General features: G+C 46.1%; 15 protein-coding genes. 6 read left to right on the plus strand and 9 right to left on the minus strand.

The window, feature by feature from the left end:
- The first annotated feature begins 401 nt into the window (after nucleotides 1–401).
- The gene (locus H5336_RS04080; RefSeq protein WP_185231656.1) at nucleotides 402–2,591 is read left to right on the plus strand and encodes a cellulose-binding domain-containing protein; all 2,190 of its coding nucleotides are present in this window, start codon (nucleotides 402–404) and stop codon (nucleotides 2,589–2,591) included.
- A 552-nt stretch (nucleotides 2,592–3,143) separates the two neighbouring features.
- Here the strand turns inward: H5336_RS04080 and H5336_RS04085 are convergent.
- Nucleotides 3,144–4,418 carry a sugar phosphate isomerase/epimerase family protein gene (locus tag H5336_RS04085; protein WP_185231658.1) on the minus strand — a complete coding sequence of 425 codons (1,275 nt, stop codon included), beginning with the start codon at nucleotides 4,416–4,418 and terminating at the stop codon, nucleotides 3,144–3,146.
- A gap of 128 nt (nucleotides 4,419–4,546) precedes the next feature.
- On the opposite strand from H5336_RS04085, the gene H5336_RS22855 reads away from it, so the two are divergent.
- From H5336_RS22855 to H5336_RS04095, 3 genes are all read left to right on the plus strand, one after another.
- Entirely contained in the window at nucleotides 4,547–4,978 is a 432-nt protein-coding gene (locus H5336_RS22855) for a hypothetical protein (RefSeq protein WP_246439021.1), read from the plus strand.
- Nucleotides 4,944–5,270, plus strand: coding sequence for a hypothetical protein (locus H5336_RS22860; protein WP_246439022.1), 327 nt, complete (start codon nucleotides 4,944–4,946; stop codon nucleotides 5,268–5,270). Before H5336_RS22855 ends, H5336_RS22860 begins: the two co-directional genes overlap by 35 nt.
- Before the next feature lie 266 nt (nucleotides 5,271–5,536).
- Nucleotides 5,537–5,677, plus strand: a complete 141-nt coding sequence (locus H5336_RS04095; protein ID WP_185231660.1) for a hypothetical protein — start codon at nucleotides 5,537–5,539, stop codon at nucleotides 5,675–5,677.
- A gap of 197 nt (nucleotides 5,678–5,874) precedes the next feature.
- Here the strand turns inward: H5336_RS04095 and H5336_RS04100 are convergent, their stop codons facing one another.
- From H5336_RS04100 to H5336_RS04110, 3 genes are all read right to left on the minus strand, one after another.
- Nucleotides 5,875–7,941: an SBBP repeat-containing protein gene (locus H5336_RS04100; RefSeq protein ID WP_246439180.1), complete on the minus strand. Its 2,067-nt coding sequence runs from the start codon at nucleotides 7,939–7,941 to the stop codon at nucleotides 5,875–5,877.
- 21 nt (nucleotides 7,942–7,962) lie between these two features.
- A complete protein-coding gene (locus H5336_RS04105) occupies nucleotides 7,963–8,172 on the minus strand; it encodes a hypothetical protein (protein WP_185231665.1) in 210 nt (69 codons plus the stop codon).
- A 63-nt stretch (nucleotides 8,173–8,235) separates the two neighbouring features.
- Nucleotides 8,236–9,072 carry an alpha/beta hydrolase gene (locus H5336_RS04110; RefSeq protein ID WP_185231667.1) on the minus strand — a complete coding sequence of 279 codons (837 nt, stop codon included), beginning with the start codon at nucleotides 9,070–9,072 and terminating at the stop codon, nucleotides 8,236–8,238.
- A gap of 459 nt (nucleotides 9,073–9,531) precedes the next feature.
- Here H5336_RS04110 and H5336_RS04115 point away from each other — a divergent pair, with 459 nt between their 5' ends.
- Together H5336_RS04115 and H5336_RS04120 are read left to right on the plus strand one after the other, a co-directional pair.
- Nucleotides 9,532–9,804, plus strand: a complete 273-nt coding sequence (locus H5336_RS04115) for a type II toxin-antitoxin system Phd/YefM family antitoxin (protein WP_185231669.1) — start codon at nucleotides 9,532–9,534, stop codon at nucleotides 9,802–9,804.
- Entirely contained in the window at nucleotides 9,761–10,054 is a 294-nt protein-coding gene (locus H5336_RS04120) for a Txe/YoeB family addiction module toxin (protein ID WP_246439023.1), read from the plus strand. Before H5336_RS04115 ends, H5336_RS04120 begins: the two co-directional genes overlap by 44 nt.
- Before the next feature lie 261 nt (nucleotides 10,055–10,315).
- Here the strand turns inward: H5336_RS04120 and ltrA (H5336_RS04125) are convergent, their stop codons facing one another.
- The 5 genes from ltrA (H5336_RS04125) to H5336_RS04145 form a co-directional block, all read right to left on the minus strand.
- A complete protein-coding gene (ltrA, locus tag H5336_RS04125) occupies nucleotides 10,316–11,611 on the minus strand; it encodes a group II intron reverse transcriptase/maturase (RefSeq protein WP_221627978.1) in 1,296 nt (431 codons plus the stop codon).
- Nucleotides 11,612–12,708: 1,097 nt separating this feature from the next.
- Nucleotides 12,709–13,200, minus strand: a complete 492-nt coding sequence (locus H5336_RS04130; protein ID WP_185231671.1) for a DUF805 domain-containing protein — start codon at nucleotides 13,198–13,200, stop codon at nucleotides 12,709–12,711.
- A 100-nt stretch (nucleotides 13,201–13,300) separates the two neighbouring features.
- Nucleotides 13,301–13,630, minus strand: a complete 330-nt coding sequence (locus tag H5336_RS04135) for a CPCC family cysteine-rich protein (protein WP_185231673.1) — start codon at nucleotides 13,628–13,630, stop codon at nucleotides 13,301–13,303.
- Between the two features lie 123 nt (nucleotides 13,631–13,753).
- Nucleotides 13,754–15,043 carry a group II intron reverse transcriptase/maturase gene (gene ltrA, locus H5336_RS04140; RefSeq protein WP_185231675.1) on the minus strand — a complete coding sequence of 430 codons (1,290 nt, stop codon included), beginning with the start codon at nucleotides 15,041–15,043 and terminating at the stop codon, nucleotides 13,754–13,756.
- A gap of 708 nt (nucleotides 15,044–15,751) precedes the next feature.
- Complete coding sequence (locus tag H5336_RS04145) at nucleotides 15,752–15,988, minus strand: hypothetical protein (RefSeq protein WP_185231677.1); 237 nt, start codon at nucleotides 15,986–15,988, stop codon at nucleotides 15,752–15,754.
- Nucleotides 15,989–16,711: the final 723 nt, after the last annotated feature.

The following is a 16,711-nucleotide window of genomic DNA, read 5'->3' on the forward strand; positions in this document are numbered from 1 at the left end:
ATATTATTCTGGTTTCTATTTAAACGTATATTACCTGTTCTTTCTCATCTGTAAATATTCTTGATATGAATTTAAAACCGTTACCGAAGAGCCATCTAAACAGTATTAATAGCCTTTAGTGCACCGCTATTACTTGTTTCTAATGGGTATGGTCTAGTCATAATAAATAAACCAATTTAACCAAGATCACTTAGTAAGAAATGGCCGCCTAAGCAGTACTGTGATTCCCTAAGCACAGGAATGAGATTAAGGAATCACAAATAAAAATCATTGCTTTCAGATTTTAAAAAAACCTAATGTAAAACTCTAAAAATGCATTGGTGGTAAATAGTAAACACACAGAAAGCGTTCATTCTTTCGCTCTATCGTAAATCCAAAAACAATAAATTTAGGAACCTTATATGTCCTCAAAAATAATACTCTCCCTTGGTGTTGCGGCGTTACTGGCATTACCGCCAGCAGCAAGCGCCCTAGATTGTACAGGTGTAAATGATTACCCTAACTGGCCAGCAAAGGACTGGGCTGGAGGTGATTACAACCACGCGAATGCCGGTGACAGCTTGGCATATCAAAACAAACTGTACACGGCAAACTGGTACACCAACACTGTTCCTGGAAGTGATTCTTCATGGACACTGTTAGGCGATTGCGGCGACACCCCGCCAAGCTCCTCCAGTTCAAGCTCGTCTTCCAGCAGCTCTAGTTCAAGCAGCTCTAGCTCAAGTAGCTCTAGCTCAAGTAGCTCTAGCTCAAGTAGCTCAAACTCGTCTTCTAGCAGTTCCAGTTCCAGTTCCAGTTCCAGCAGCTCTAGTTCGTCGTCAAGCAGTTCGAGCTCAACCGGCGAAAACGAAATCACTATTCAAGAAGGCGCGCAGGGTTTCTGTCTTGTTGACGGCTCAGTTGACAATAACAACAGCGGGTTTACCGGTATCGGCTTCGCCAATACCGATAATGCCAGTAACAACGGTGTTGAATGGAGCGTAAATGTTCCCTACACCGGCAACTATATTTTGGAGTGGCGTTACGCTAACGGTTCCTCTACTAACCGTACTGCCGATATCCGTGTAAACGGAATCACTGAAAATGTTGACTTCGACGGCACAGGTTCCTGGGCCAGCTGGACAACGGTGCAAACAAATATCGCCTTAAACGGCGGCACCAATAAACTTAGATTAGTGGCTACCAACGCATCGGGCTTATCGAATATTGATTACCTGAAAGTTGTTGGTGAGAGCCCTCGTGCCGGTGACTGTAACGGCGGTTCGAGCAGTAGCTCAAGCAGTAGTTCAAGTAGCAGCTCAAGTAGTAGCTCATCAAGTTCTAGCAGCACGTCTTCATCATCTTCCAGCACTAACGGGCCGTTGGCCGCCTTCCCCGGCGCAGAAGGCTACGGCAAAAACACGACAGGTGGACGCGGTGGTGACGTATACATAGTCACCAACCTAAATGCTTCTGGGTCGGGAAGCCTAGGGGATGCGCTATCAAAAGGTGGGCGCACCGTTGTTTTCGCTGTCTCGGGAACCATCACGGGCCGTTTCAACGTGCCGAATAACACCACTATCGCCGGTCAAACCGCGCCGGGTGATGGCATCACCATCTTCGGTCAAATGACCCATGGCAGTAACGTCATAGTTCGTTATATACGCGTGCGTTTCGATGGCCGCGGTGATGAAGATGCTTTCGGTAAGCGTTATCAGAACAACGTAATGATTGACCACGTTTCGGCCAGCTGGAGCCGTGACGAAGTCATGTCGATTTACCATGGCGAAAACGTCACTATTCAGTGGTCAATGATTTCAGAGGCCTGCCCGAATGAAGGAACAGACAGTCACCGTTTCGGCGCTATCTGGGGGAATGATTACAGCACCTATCACCACAACCTAATTGCCCACAACGAAAGCCGCAACCCTCGCTGGGCATCCGGTGGAGGCCACAACGACTACCGCAATAACGTGCTTTACAACTGGGGTTACGCAAGCTCCTACGGTGGTGAGCGCCAGCAGGTGGGCAACGCCAACTTTACCGGCGTTTGGGTAAACATGATTAACAACTACTACAAGCCTGGGCCAGGAACAGAGGGTGGTGTTAAAGGCGTTATCGTGCAGCCACAATCCCGCAGTGCAGGTGATATCGGTAACTTTCACGTTTCAGGTAACATTATCGAAGGCAATTCATCTGTTAACAGTGACAATTGGAAAGGCGTTGCTGGCAGCGAGTACGTCAAGATGAACTCCCCCTGGAATGCCATGGCCATCAACAATCAACAATCAGCTCAAGATGCTTACGCAGCAGTGCTCGCCGACGTTGGCGCTAGCATAAAACGTGATGACGTTGATAAACGGATTATTTCTGACGTGCGCAACGGCACGGCAACTCTGGGCCAAAATGGTTATATTAGCTGCCCGGCGGAAACAAGCTTACCGCAACTGAACAGCGCACCAGCACCCGCTGATAGCGATCGCGACGGCATGCCAGATAACTGGGAACGTGCAAACGGCCTGAATCCAAATAATGCCAGTGATCGAAATAACAAAGACTCAGTGGGCTATACCATGCTGGAAAACTACCTAAACAGCATTGATACGATTTGATATAAAGCATCGAGAAACTAAGACCTATTTAGGAAAGTAAAAGCTTGGATTTTGTCAGCTTGAGCGGAGAACCTTTAACAGGTCTTTGTATGCACTAAGCAAAACATGTTGCGTGCATCACTCTCTAGGCAATCAAATAGAGTATATAACTCTATTTGATTGCCTTTTTTATATTCAAAAGAATTTAAAAGGCTTTTTTTTATTCTCAACTCAAACATAGCGGCTCGAACGAACCTTCTAACCATAAAAAGGGTTAGCATAACTGCGCTACCTTCTCGGCGTTAATCGCAATTCTAGGGGCGATTATTTTCAACTATTTGTCACTTTTACGCACGGTGATCGGCCCAAGCTTCGCCCATCTCATAATCGCTAATTGGTGTTTATTCGAGAGTAATGCACATAAAGCAGCTACCACCCCAACAGCACATTCGAAAAACCTCATCCATTTTCGATATTTATTGGCCCGCGCGCCAGACAACTCAGTGTATTCATGCACACCCTGCACACTGCTTAGCGTTCATCTTATCGTCCACACACGCATCTCAAAATAATTCAATCTAAAACCTCATAATATAAATATTCCCATGCCAACTGTACGCTATACATTGGCGGGTATGAATAATCTTCCACCTCTACAACAATATAATCTGGAACTTCAAATTCGCGGTGATGAAATAACGCCACCCAATCAATCACTCCGCTCGCACCCAACTCCTTATAATCCTTAATGTGCCAGCTTAAAAAACGATTTTGGTTTTTCCCAAAATAATCTACGGGTTTCACTCCTGCAACCTCCATCCGATAAATATCGGCTTGAAAGTAAACGTATTCAGGATTGGTATTTTCCAATAAATAATCATAAATACGAACACCTTCGACCAGACTAAATTCATCTGCATAATTACGGAAGGCGAAGGTAATGCCTTTTTCTCGGCACAACTTCCCTATAGCATTATAGTAGTCACTTAATCGTTTCAAATCTGCTTTAGTTTTTACAAGCTTGAGTTGATGATTAGAAGTTGTCAAATATTTTACTCCTGCCTCCACATGGTCATCTACCGTCTTTGACCACCATGTTATTGCACTACCCCAAGCATCAGCAGCAGGAAGATCATACAATACCATCGACCCTAAAAATTGCATTCCTTGGGTTTCCACCACGTTACGAAATTCCTTTGGTGAAACCCCATAAAAAGCACCGTTATCATAAGCAAAGGTTTCCACATAGCTATAACCCATTCTGCCTAATTCCCGCAGGGTTGCGGCTAAGTCTTCCAGCATTTCTTCATGGACAGAAGCCAATTGAATACCAATATTTTTATCCTTCGGGTTAGATTTAATATAACGGGTTTTCCAAAGAGTTTTACCTGACTCATCAAACCCTTCAACCAACAAATTTGTAGGGCTTTGAAAGTCGAATTCAACTCTCATATAAAAATTACCTAGCATATCCACATCTTGCATTTTCCATTCTTTCTCGGATGAAAAACGCCCTTTTCCTTTGAAAACAACACCTTCCTGATTTTGTCCTAACGCGACAATTTGATCACTCTTCGAATCATACCCAATTAGCTCCGTAAGTAAGGATTTGTATTTTCCATTTTGATATTGAAGCACTTCCACCTGCATGGACTGGTTATCCATTTTTGAGATATTGATCATCTTAATAGCTGGAAACGTACTGAAGCTATCCGTATCAGCATGAACGCTACTTACCCAATGCCCTGCGTATTGATGTAAGCGGTCAACTTGAGCTTCGATCGAATGCTGTGCCAAGAGGCTTTGATTTAGAAGAAAAATTAGTGCTATCGAAACTATAACTCTCATACTTATGACCTTTTGCTTACTTTTTTATGTCGGGTTAAAAGTATTGGAACCGAACCAAAATTAGACACCAACACTAAAATTCGCCCCAAGACCACTGTGCGCTACAACAGCACAAGAAACCTCTAGGAATGAGCCATGCCCGCCCAAGGAAGCAACAAATATCCTTAGAAACCACACCCTACTACCATTTGGCTTCCTGCGCGCTCTGCGTCCTGCAGCCATGTACGTCTCGCTGTGTACGCAGAGCATTCCTCTGTGGCTTTGATGCGCTAACCGACAAAGATTACAAACACCTCCGCCAGTGGGTTGAAGACAGCATTTTATTCCTAGGGGAGGTATTCTGTATAGATAGCTGTGCCTATGCGGTAATGAGTATCCACCACCACGAGGTATCACTCATCAATATCGTAGAAGCCCACAGTTTAACTGACCTAGAGGTATGCGAATGCTGGCACAAGCTTTACAAGGGCACACTCTTAACTCAGATGTTTGTTAAAGATGAACCGCTCGAAGAGGGCCAACGGCTTGCCGTTAAAGAAGCTCGATCACTGGCGGCTTGAACTAGCCAATATCAGGCTCTGGATGTGGGCCTTAAACGAACCCATTGCCCGCATGGCGAACGACGAAGACCAATGCACAGGCAGGTTCTGGACAGGTTTTTGCTCCTGCAAAACCTACATTTCCAACATCCATTTTGGTCAGCGCCGGTTTAAATCACAAGCGTTGCACGATGAAAAAGCACTCGCCGCCTGTATGGCCTACGTAGATTTGAACCCCATTCGAGCCAGAATGGCCAAGACACCTGAGGAATCTCAGCACACCTCCATTAAACGCCGCATTGAAAGCCAATAAAAAACAACTCACAACCGCTAAAACTCGCCGAATATATGGGTAACCCAAGAGAACCCATGCCCCAAGGTCTACCCTTTCATTTACCATGATTACGTACAGCTTGCGGATACTACCGGTAGAACTATTCGTGAAAAAAAGTGGCTTAATCGACAATAACTTGCCTCCCCATTCTAGAGCGACTCAATATTTCTAGCTGTGAATGACTTGTGCTCACAACCCAGTTTGAATCTAAATTCAAAAGTTTGGTTGACTGTAAGGAGAAGCTAATGCTTGCAGTAAAGGCATTAGGGCTGCAAAGAAGACCGACATACGCCAGTTATGAAGCGATATTCCACCAACATTTCCATTCAACATTAAATCTCGACCCACTTGCTCAGCGAGAGCGAATTAAACTCGCTAAAAAATAGGTGATACCAAATACTTTACGCCAAAACTATACTCGCAGCGCACCAGGAAAAAAAGTGACAAACAAACTGAATATTCTCGAAACCTACTTAATGGTATTTTTCTTAACGTGACTATCCAATATTTTTTTGCGCAACCTCAAAATATTTGGTGACAAAAACTATTAATCACCTTACCTGCGAGTTCAGAAGAGCCGTGTTTACTTCTTTTTTAAATGGGGTTCGGCGTCCCGGAGCAGGAACCGCGATACAAGAAATGTCTCTGACCCTAAACCCTTTGTGCGATAGGCGTCTACTGAAACCGAAGTGATCGTAGAATCAGTTACTCCGAGCAAGGCAAGATCTCCTGCCTCGGAGACATGCATCGCTGCGTACGATGCACCGTCAGCATAACGCATCGAATGCAGAGTTCCCGCAGCTTCCCAATCTAGGACAGAGATGAACAATCTCTTGATTCCTTTATGCTTGTCACCAGTGCTGCCTATTTCACCGGGGAAGTCGGGCGAATCTGTCTCTCCACCGACCACGATCCGTCCTTCTCCTATGGAAAACACATTCCTCGCCGTATCATTACCACTGCCGCCCAAGATTGTGGCGAAGACAGGCTTAAATTTTGCGCCTTCCAAAACGGTGACAAATGCATTCTCCTGAGCCGGAGTCGCTGTAACGGGGGCGCCCGGTAACATCGGAAAATTCGCTGATATCGTTGAGCCCGTCAAGTAGATCCGTTTGTCTAGCCCCACCACTACCGAGGTAACAAAGTCGTTTCCTGTCCCGCCTAGATAGGCTGCATGAAGTAGTCTGGCTCCATTGGGGCTCAATTTAGCAAGGAACCCATCACCATCCCATTTGCTCTCACCGCCACCGAAACCTCGCTGAGAAGCATCAGTAGTCACGGGTAAATCTGGAGAGCGGGTGTTGCCACTCAAATAGATGTTTTGCGCTTCGTCCAACGCGAGCTTTGCGATGTTGTCGAATTCGCTACCGCCAAAAAAGGTTGAAAAGATAAGCTGACGTCCGTCGGCACTGAGCTTTGCGACAAAAGCCTCGAACCCCCGAAAGTTGCGATCGAACGATCCCTTTGTGGTTGGGAAGTCCGAAGAAAGTGTGGTGCCACCGATAAGAATATCGCCCTTCCTGTCCAGTAGAATGCTGGTAGATGTCTCCTGAGCGCTGCCGCCGATATAGGTGGAGAACAGAAGCCGGCTTCCGGTCGGATCGAGCTTGAGCACGTAGACATCGCCACCCCAATCTTTTTCCCCATTGAACGTGACATCGTAGGCGTTGGCCGTGGTCGGAAAATCCGCCGAGTGAGTGCCCCCCACCAGGTAAACTGTACCTCGTGTATCCACCGTAATATCGACATGATGCTCGCGTTTGCTGCCGCCGATTAGTGTGCTGTAGACAAGATGACCGTCGGGTGAAAATTTGGCGACAAACGCATCTGCCTTGCCTTTCAGTTTGGTTTGAAAAGCACCGCGTGTCGTCGGAAAATTGGGGGCACGGGTAGTACCGCTCACATAGACAAACCCTTTGCTGTCCGTGAAAACGCCGAGGCCGCTACGTGGGTCGTGTTGCCCAAAGAACGTGGAGAAGCTTTGAGAATATTGTGGCAGGCTAGCGTCTTCTTTGCTCGCTAACGGCCTAGTGCGCAGCTCTTCGATGATTCGCGCACTGACCCAATAGATGTAGCCTGTGCCGTTTTTCTGGAGGCGCGTAAAGAAAAGGTATTTACCGTCTGGGCTAACGGTCGGGCACAACACAGCGCGAGCATCGCTATTAATCTCTGGCCCAAGATTAACCGGCTTCAACCAATCTCCGTCTTTACCGCGAAAACTCACCCAAATGTCATTCTTTGTGTAGCTTCCCACACGCGGAGAATTGAACAGCAGGTAGCTTTCGTCAGGCGCCACAAAACCGTGCGACGCACCGCCAGTGTTAACAATATCACCGAGGTCAACAGGCGCATTGAAATCTTCGCCCACCGGTTTGGAAACCATGATCCTGCCTTGATCCCACTTGGAATTTCTCGAGAAGAAGAGATTTCCGCCGCTAGTGATGCTTGGGAAATACTCCACTTCTTTTGTGTTAATCGCTCCATTAAGTTTGCTTGGCTCAGAAAAGCCATCGTCGCTATACCGAACCCAGAACAAGTCGCCGCCGCGATCATAATAGAAGATCCGTTTTGACTTCGCGTCAAAGCTAACTTCTTTGCCTGTGAAACTAGTCTGTTCTGGCGATGACCAACCATTTGGGCGGCGCCGCATCACATATGAAGTACGATCAGGTTAACGTGAGAAAATCACCATTTTCCCGTCTGGAGAAAACTGCAATGCATGGCTGTTCTTGCCTTCCATGGAAACCGTACCAGGAGCAAAAACAACAGGGGTATCACTCGGAGGGTGTTGACCTAGATAATTTCCCTTAAAGTCGATCAGTTCTTGCGCATAAACAACACTGTTCAAAGCCATCAGTAACAGCAGCACAAATATCTTCATATTTTGCCCCTTGTCCCCATTTGTTATTTATTTCTCAAGCTGCACACGGCCGTATATTCCAACCTATTTGGCTTGCGCCGCAGTCATCCAACGTAGAGCGTAGTGCATGGTTGGGAAAGGCACATGTCCCTGGTCCTCAAAGACGCGGGTCTTAACATCCAAAGCCGAGCCCTCAGTTTTCTTGAGTGAATCAAGAAAGGCCAAGCCCCGACGAGTGCGGGATCCGTCCTTGTCATAGCTGTCCTTGCTGGCATTCCCAACATATACCCAATGATGCCTTTGCGGATTCTTCGAGCGTTCCGCCAATGCCTTCTCGAATCGGCGCAGCCTTTTCTCGGACAACCCGAAGCTGCCGAGTACATAGCCGTCAAACAACTCCGGCGCGCGCAGGCTGGTGTAGAGAGCAAAAATGCTACTGGCTGATTGACCGCTGAGAGTGCGGGATTCTTTGGTTCGATAATTTGCCTCGACAAAGGGCACGAGTTCTTCTGCAAGGAACCGGATGAATTGATCGGCGCCTTGATCGAGGTTCATATCCCGACGTCGATCGGTATTCTTGATGCCAACCACGATGTGGTCTGGGGCCAGACTCCAGTCGTACAGATACTCGACGGTGCCAACCGTTTGAAGGAATACAGACTTACCGCCGTCTAGCTTATAGAGTACTGGATAACGCTTTTTCCCTTTCTTGTAGTCCTTTGGTACCCGGATCAACAAGGTTCTTTCTTCGCCCAAGACTTTGGACAGAAGGGTTCTCTGGGTCCCAACAGAAATTACCTCTTCTGTATTTGGACGACTGATTAAGTCTCCGCTGGGTGGGGCATGCTGTTCATCTTGAGCGAGCAAGCTAGTGGGCGACAACACACCCAGGGTAACGATAATTACTACTATTTTTTTCATTTGGTGCTCTCCTTACACTTAGGGGGTTCAACCCAACACAAACCAATTCCAATTCGCCACAAATATGTGCCGCCAGAATATCCACGTTCAAATATTAATTAGGCCAAGGCATGCCTCTATGATCAACCGCCTCCAAAATATCTACAAACCTATACGCTTCCCACTCATCCGTAAGCTCACTGCCATAGAATAAATCGCCTAAATAAATAGAGACCTCAAACGGCGAATACGAAATTTCAAAAGGAGAAATTACAAACACGCCGAACCTAAAATTTAATTTCTCAGCCCCATCAGTTATAACGTCGCAATTACCGGCACCGAAAGTGGAGCGGGTTTTGCGCTTAAAATGGAACAACGCACCATGCGCTATGGACGCGTAGCTTTCGGTGGCCGGTAGATTGCTTTGTAAAAGCCTACCTGCTATTCTCGTACGGAAACCCCGTACTTCTGGTGATGTATATGGACACAGTTAGTGTAAACAAATTTAGAGACAACCTAAAAGCCTTTGTAGAACAAGCAGTTAGCACACATACCCCCATAAAAGTGACTCGTAGAGCAGGTGAAGCCTTTGTGGTCATGAGTGCCGACGACTGGGAAAGAGAACAGGAAACTCTTTACGTTCTACAAAACAGCAGCCTGATGAAACAAATTGCTGATTCGACTACAACTCATACCCAGCGTGCCGGATATGCCCCAACAAGTGAGCAAATGGATGAGATCACTCGTATTTGAAGGTACAACCTGGGTAACTTATGAGGAGCTTCGTGAGAAGGATAAAAAACTCCACAAAGCTCTTTGTAAATTATTAAAAGAAATGCTTCGTTCAGATCCCTCCACAGGCTTGGGCAAACCAGAACAACTCAAACATAACCTTGCCGGTTTTTGGTCAAAGCGCATTTCTCAAAAAGATCGTTTAATTTACAAATTTGACGATCAGTATATTTATGTTTTCGCAATAGGCGGCCATTACGACCAGCACTAAATTCGACTTGTCTACTTTTCGTGGGTAGCTCTAGAGCCTAACGCTAAGCTCATAAGCGCCAACTGTGCAGATTTTTTTACGCTAAAATGTAGAGAAGCGGAATGCGTAAAACGAACTGCGCAGTTGGCGTCTTATTCCGGGTAAGAGCCGCCCTCACGGGCGACGCTCCCCACAGATCCGTACGTGACCTTTTAGTCATACGGTTCCTCGGTGATTGAGCACCAGCAGTGCTCAACATATGACTCTGTACCTGACAAACAACTACACCATTTTAGTGATTTTCGGTTCAGGCAACTTCCATACATCTAAAAATGCCTTAAATTTTTCCCAGTTAATAAAACCCTTTTGGGAACGGCGGCTCAGCCATTTACGCCAACTAGCTCGCACATACTGATAGAACATCCACAGGGATCGATAGTTACAGCGTATACCGTAGTATCCATAGTGGCCATGTAGCTTTGACCTCAACCCTTTTAGCTGCTCTTTAACCGGTTCATGCTTGTTATTCCTGCAGTAGAGATAAATACTCCGCATCGCTCGCGCTTGGCGTTTCCTCATCGTCTGCCGCTTGACTACCCAATGACCGTTTCTAGACATTCCCCAGTAGTGGGTAAAACCTAGAAAATCGAATGTTCCCGTACCGCTTTTATCTGTTAAACGGCTCGGCCAACGGAAGTGAACCATTTTACTCTTTTCCGGATGAATCGTAAGACCAAACTTAGCAAACCGCTTAGGAAGAACGCGCATTAACTTTTCCGCTTCTTTCTTGCTTTGGCAGCCGAGTATAAAATCGTCGGCAAACCTTACCAGAAAGCTCCTGCCTTGCAGCTTTCGCTGGGCCTGCGTTACAAACCATTCGTCTAAGACATGATGGAGGAATATATTGGCTATAAGAGGGCTGATCACCCCACCCTGTGGCGAACCACAGGCCGGGTAGATGACACGGCCTTCTTCAACAACGCCTGCCTTTAACCACCGTCCAATTACCTGCAAAATTTTCCCGTCATTTATTCGTAGCCGTAGTATTTCTCGAATACGATCGTGCGGCATTTTGTCAAAGAATTTACTGACGTCCGCATCGATAACGGTACTCACTTTTGCTTGGTAACACCCATCCCTAACGTCTTTTAGTGCATCGTGGGCACTACGTTTCTCTCTAAAGCCGTACGAGAAATCGTAGAAGTCCACTTCGTAAATGGCACTTAAGATCATCGCGATTGCTCTTTGCAATAGCTTGTCTTCAAAAACAGGAATGCCTATGGGGCGCTGACTACCGTCTTCTTTATCAATCCATACACGCCGAATCAGGGGCGCTACGTAGCTCCCCTCTTTATAACGCTTAAGGAGGTGTTCGAGATTTGCTTTCAGGTTTTCAGCATAGTCTTGCGCTGTCACCTTGTCTGCTCCCGGTGCCGCATCCTTTCGGGTTTGGCGATAGGCTTCTCTTAATAGGTCAGCGTCAACTAGATGGTGTAGCGTGGTAAACACCCTCTTCGGGTGCAACCGTGCTTGTGCTCGTAGCTGATTAAGTTTTAGTGAGACAGTTTGTGATCTCAAGGTATCTCCTGTCGTTCGATTAACCAGCGTGTCATACCCGACTTCACCTTCCCTACAGTGGGTCCTTAAGGTAATCGTTCCCCACCTTTCCGGCCAAAGGGTAACCACCTCTAACCATCGGTACTATGATCCGCTAAGACTTCCAAAATAGCTTCCTAGGTCTCTTCGCTCTCGCTATCGATTCCCAGTACCTGCGAGCTTCACAGCTTGTTTGTGTTTTCTTATCAGATACACTGTAAGAACTCTTCGATAAGTGCTGCAAAATACTTACCGAAGCCGGGCGTATTTCTATACCGGCATACCCTTGCCGGTTTCTCCTCCAGGACTACAATGGATCTCCCGAGTTTCCCGAATTACCCCTTTATGCACATGCCACATTCAAAGACCCCGGTGGTGTCGCAAGTACTTGCCATAACGCACTTGAGACTGCAGCATTCCGATACACTCCAGCTCGTCTGCTTTCATATCTCTCGATATTTATTGACCACAACTCTACAATATTTCAGGGCTCTATAAACAGCCTACACACTCGCTCCACCCTTGCTCCGCACACCGCGTTACCTTGGTCGCACCCGGGCTTCACTACTAACCTATTGGCTAAATTTTAGTTTGGTGGGACTTGGATGGTTTATTATCCGCACCCACTGGGTAAACATGAGTCAATTTCAGAATCTAATCATTCATCCCAAGACTTCGGATTTTCCTCGGCACGAGGAGCGACTGGTTATGCGGCGGCGGTTGGCGCTACAACAAAACCACTTTTTTAATTTAGTTTGCCGATGGCAGCAGGAAAGAACACACCACCCCACCAACAAACCCCATATTATGAAAGTGGTGGCTAAATGCGAATTGCTATTTACCACCACCTATAAAACTTTCAATTGGCACCAGGAACAAAGCTGGTGAGATACAAAGAACCGACTTACTTTAATACCGAGAGACTCTCTACAACGTGCCGTAAATTAGGCACATGACTCGTTTTATTTATTCTTGAACCGCGCTCATAACGCCCGCCTATGGCGCCGCAGTGGAGTTGGAATTTTTGTGGTACACCCACCACAAAAAGGCCGACGGAACGGTCACGCATGAGACGATTGTTAGGCACTTCCGCCATCTTTTGATTTTTTACGAAACCCTGGCCCATATTGATTCGCACCATTTGTTCCAGAAACAAATAACAATAAAAACAAACCGATCGTAAGTATAGTCAATGGAATACCGAACCAAGGGTTAAAATCCATATCTTTGCAACGCTTTCCAGCGATCACAAATATTATAACCAGCCAAAGAAAATAGAATACATAAAAGTACAATGGATCTTGGTGCAGAGCGCTAGTAAATCCACTCATAAGCAGAATTGGAATCGTTAATAACAGTGACAAAACAAAGTCAATACGACCTATTCGATGCTTTAGTGAAAAGATTCGCGCGAGCCTATGAGGTGGCTCTTTGTCAACAAACTGGCCGACAACAGCATCCTTTTCCGAAGGATAAAGCTTTGCATCCGTACTTCTGCTTAGCATACATTTGGTACATACCCATACTCCTTCATCAATTCGTCTAGAGCATTTGCTACATTCCCATTCCATAAGAGATCCCTAACGCCAAAATAATTCGCCGGAGCGAGATGGCTTTTTTTTGCTCCGCAAAAAAGAAGACATCTTGCGCAGGTCAGATTGACTGGCCTTGTTATAAGTTTCTTGATTTAAGTTCATAACTGTTTCGTTGGTGCTCGGGAAGAACATGTTTTTCCATTTCCAGTTCACATGAACCAAACTCTTTAAAGTTTTGCCTACCTTCCCGCAATGTAATGCCGTGATTTGCCCCAGATTCGACATCTAACTCATCAATATCCTGACCATCATCTTCCCAAAAACAGATCGGACATATTAAGTAGTTGTTACGCTCAGGCAACGATATGTAATCACAGCAAGGGCACTGCTCCCTTGGAGTCGGGTCATCAGGTTCATACCACTCAATTTTCTTGTTTTTAAAAATACTTACAATTTTCTTGAACATTTGCAATTACTTAGTCATGGTAGAACGGCCAGTTACCCAAGCCGCCCCCATACAGATCCGGACGTGCGGAACTACCGCATCCGGCTCCTCAATAATATCGTTGCTCGTGTAATTCACAAGCCCTCAATACCAGTCCACTTGAATGTGACGTTTCCACACCCGTGGTTGCTGGATCTGAAAGTATTTTAACATGTCTTTAAACCCTTGCCAGTTAAAGCTGTGCCGCTGACTTCGCCGATTGAGCCACTTGTATAGACTATGCAGAACATAATCATAAACACGCGCGACACTTCGACTATTATCAGGCAAACCAAAGTAGTTTATAAAGCCCGTCAGCTTACGCCTTAACTGTGGCATCCAGACATTCAGTCGTTTAGACCGATTGGCTTTTATCCACTGATAGAACTCGCTCAACTTAGCTTTGTGTTTCTTTGGTGCCGTATGTCGACGCAACCTAGCCTCACCCTTTTTATCAGTGTCCCAGTAGTACTCAAAGCCCAAGAATTCGAAGCTATGGTGCTGCCCTGGGTGGAACCGACTAAACCGCTTCAGGTGTGTTTTCTCTGGCGCTACGTCTAACTTAAACTCTCTCAAGCGTTTCGGTAGTTCCCGATAAAACTCACGCGCCTCATTAGCGTACTGGAACGCAACAACAAAATCGTCGGCGTACCGTATCAACATGGCTCGCCCCTGTAAGCGTGGCTTTATGCGTTTCTCAAACCAAATATCCAGTGCGTAATGTAAGTATATATTCGCCAATACCGGGCTGATCACACCGCCCTGTGGACTTCCACTGGCCGGTTTCTCAAACACCCCTTCTGGTGATTTTATTCTCGCTTTCAGCCACTGGTTGATAAGGTTCAATAAGGCTTTATCTTCAATACGCTGTTTCAGCATACGCATCAACCACTCATGATCTATATTATCGAAGAAGCCTTTTATATCCGCTTCGACAACATAACCATAAGTACCGTATTGAAGGTTCAACTGTAAACTATGCACCGCTTGATGCGCGCTTCTGTTCGGACGATAACCATAACTATTCTTCACAAAGTCCTGCTCCCAAATACTTTGCAGTATCTGACTCACGCTTTGCTGTACGATTTTATCATCTAACGTTGGCAGCCCGAGCGGGCGTAGTTTACCGTTGGATTTTGGGATAAAGACCCGCTTCACATCATTCGCTCGATAGCTTTTACACTTTAGCGTTTGATGCAGGCGGTTGATATTTTCAGGCAATCGTTGTTTGAAATCGCTAGGTGTTACGCCGTCAATTCCACACGCCGATTGTTTATTGATTTGACCCCAACTTTGTACCAACAAATCCGAATCTAGCAATCCGTATAGATTCTGGAAACGATGATTAGGGTGGGTTTGTGCCTTAAATGCTATGGTATGCAATGCGGTTGTCATAGTTTCTCCAGCCCGACTTGTCCGGACTATGTGTCTGTTACATACCGTGATATTACTGTCAGCCCCCTCGCCATGTGAACGGCTTTCCCGCTCTCAGACTACTATGAGCTGATCCGACTTCCAAGGTGCCATCGATCTGCCTCGCTTTTTACTCAGCGTCACTACCCACTTCCTGCGGGAGCTACTTTGGATCTCTCAAGTTCTCGAAAACATCTCTTTATACATGCCACGGTTTGATAACTCCGCCAACTCGCCACAACCTTGCCAACTAATGGTTGTATTGCATGGGCTTCGGCGGCGTTACAAGCCTAGCCAGTCAGGACAATTTATTATCAGAGCGATACCAACACTTCAGGAACACGCATTCCTTATGGCCTACATAATTCTCTGTCTACGCTTCACACTGGTTGTTCGATTATTTGTTGAAGAAAAAAAAATCAGCAACAGGAAAGTATTCGCGATCCATAATCTCCGCACAGTGCGCAAGACTCGATACAGGTGGCTGGCTAGACCTTACCCGACTGGGACTTACACCCAGCAAGATGCTCCAAGCTTAACTTGTCGCACTAACGCCTGTAGCACCTGCACAAATTGTGACGTGCTTTTTGGTGTATTGTGAGCAACGCGAACGCCAAAAGGCGCGTTGCAATTTGTGTCAGGTGCCTACACTTGTTAAGTGCCAGGCACATTATTTATTTTTAGGAGTTACTAGCTTACAGATTGTAAACTAATAGCTGCATACCGAAGGATATAAGGCTTAACTTTTTCAGCAGTTTCAAAATCCGGAATATCTTTACCCCAAAATGCTACGTAGCAATCTTTGCAATCAAGTTCCTTGTCATGCCATGTTGATATTACTATACCGTATTCATCATCCTTATCTGGACACGAAAGCTTTACCATTTTCCCGACGACGATATTGTTTTCATGTTCTTTAGGATTCATTTTCATTTGCCACTTAACGCTAAGGTAGCCTGCGTTGCATATGGAGCTGTTTTTTGTGCAAGAATGTAGCGAAGCGGAATGCACAAAAAAGCGGCGGAGTATGCAGCGTCAGGGTGACCGACTGGTTATGCGGCGGCGGTTGGCGCTACAACAAAACCACGTTTTTAATTTAGTTTGCCAATGGCAGCAGGAACGAACACACCACCAACAAGCCCCACATTATAAAAGCGGTGGCTAAATGCGAAGTGCTATTTACCACCACCTATAAAACTACTATTTGGCACCAGGAACAAAGCTGGTGAGATACAAGAACCTACTTACTTTAACGCCGAGAGACCCGCTACAACGTGCCGTAAATTAGGCACATGACTCATTTTATTTATTTACGGACCGTGCTCATAACGCCTTGCACACTTGCGCTGTGGTTGGAGCCGCTTGCCGTGCAATAATGAGCGTAGCGAATGCACGGCAAGCTGCGGATACCACGGCGTCGAGTGGTGCAACTTGTTAAGTGTTGACACGCCCATACAAATACTTAACTCCACTTATAATTAGTAAGACCAACATTCCACTTGTACCCACATCGATGATAAAAACAACGCCAAAAAAGCCTATGCCAGATTTTATAACTTCTATTGGGCTGGTAGCCGTTGCTATTAGCGCGAACACGGCCGCAACAAACGGAATATATGAAACGTGCCTATCAATACCTGCCTTCTTATT

This window comes from Teredinibacter franksiae (assembly GCF_014218805.1).
Taxonomy (GTDB): domain Bacteria; phylum Pseudomonadota; class Gammaproteobacteria; order Pseudomonadales; family Cellvibrionaceae; genus Teredinibacter; species Teredinibacter franksiae.

Coding starts and splice junctions, on each gene's coding strand:
- H5336_RS04120 (WP_246439023.1), top strand. CDS start 9,761: ATGCCCCAACAAGTGAGCAAATGGATGAGATCACTCGTATTTGAAGGT.
- ltrA (WP_185231675.1), bottom strand. CDS start 15,043: ATGACAACCGCATTGCATACCATAGCATTTAAGGCACAAACCCACCCT.
- H5336_RS04110 (WP_185231667.1), bottom strand. CDS start 9,072: ATGAAAAAAATAGTAGTAATTATCGTTACCCTGGGTGTGTTGTCGCCC.
- H5336_RS04085 (WP_185231658.1), bottom strand. CDS start 4,418: ATGAGAGTTATAGTTTCGATAGCACTAATTTTTCTTCTAAATCAAAGC.
- H5336_RS04145 (WP_185231677.1), bottom strand. CDS start 15,988: ATGAATCCTAAAGAACATGAAAACAATATCGTCGTCGGGAAAATGGTA.
- H5336_RS22855 (WP_246439021.1), top strand. CDS start 4,547: ATGAGCCATGCCCGCCCAAGGAAGCAACAAATATCCTTAGAAACCACA.
- H5336_RS04130 (WP_185231671.1), bottom strand. CDS start 13,200: ATGGAATGGGAATGTAGCAAATGCTCTAGACGAATTGATGAAGGAGTA.
- H5336_RS04115 (WP_185231669.1), top strand. CDS start 9,532: ATGGACACAGTTAGTGTAAACAAATTTAGAGACAACCTAAAAGCCTTT.
- H5336_RS04095 (WP_185231660.1), top strand. CDS start 5,537: ATGCTTGCAGTAAAGGCATTAGGGCTGCAAAGAAGACCGACATACGCC.
- H5336_RS04135 (WP_185231673.1), bottom strand. CDS start 13,630: ATGTTCAAGAAAATTGTAAGTATTTTTAAAAACAAGAAAATTGAGTGG.
- H5336_RS04100 (WP_246439180.1), bottom strand. CDS start 7,941: ATGCGGCGCCGCCCAAATGGTTGGTCATCGCCAGAACAGACTAGTTTC.
- H5336_RS04080 (WP_185231656.1), top strand. CDS start 402: ATGTCCTCAAAAATAATACTCTCCCTTGGTGTTGCGGCGTTACTGGCA.
- H5336_RS04105 (WP_185231665.1), bottom strand. CDS start 8,172: ATGAAGATATTTGTGCTGCTGTTACTGATGGCTTTGAACAGTGTTGTT.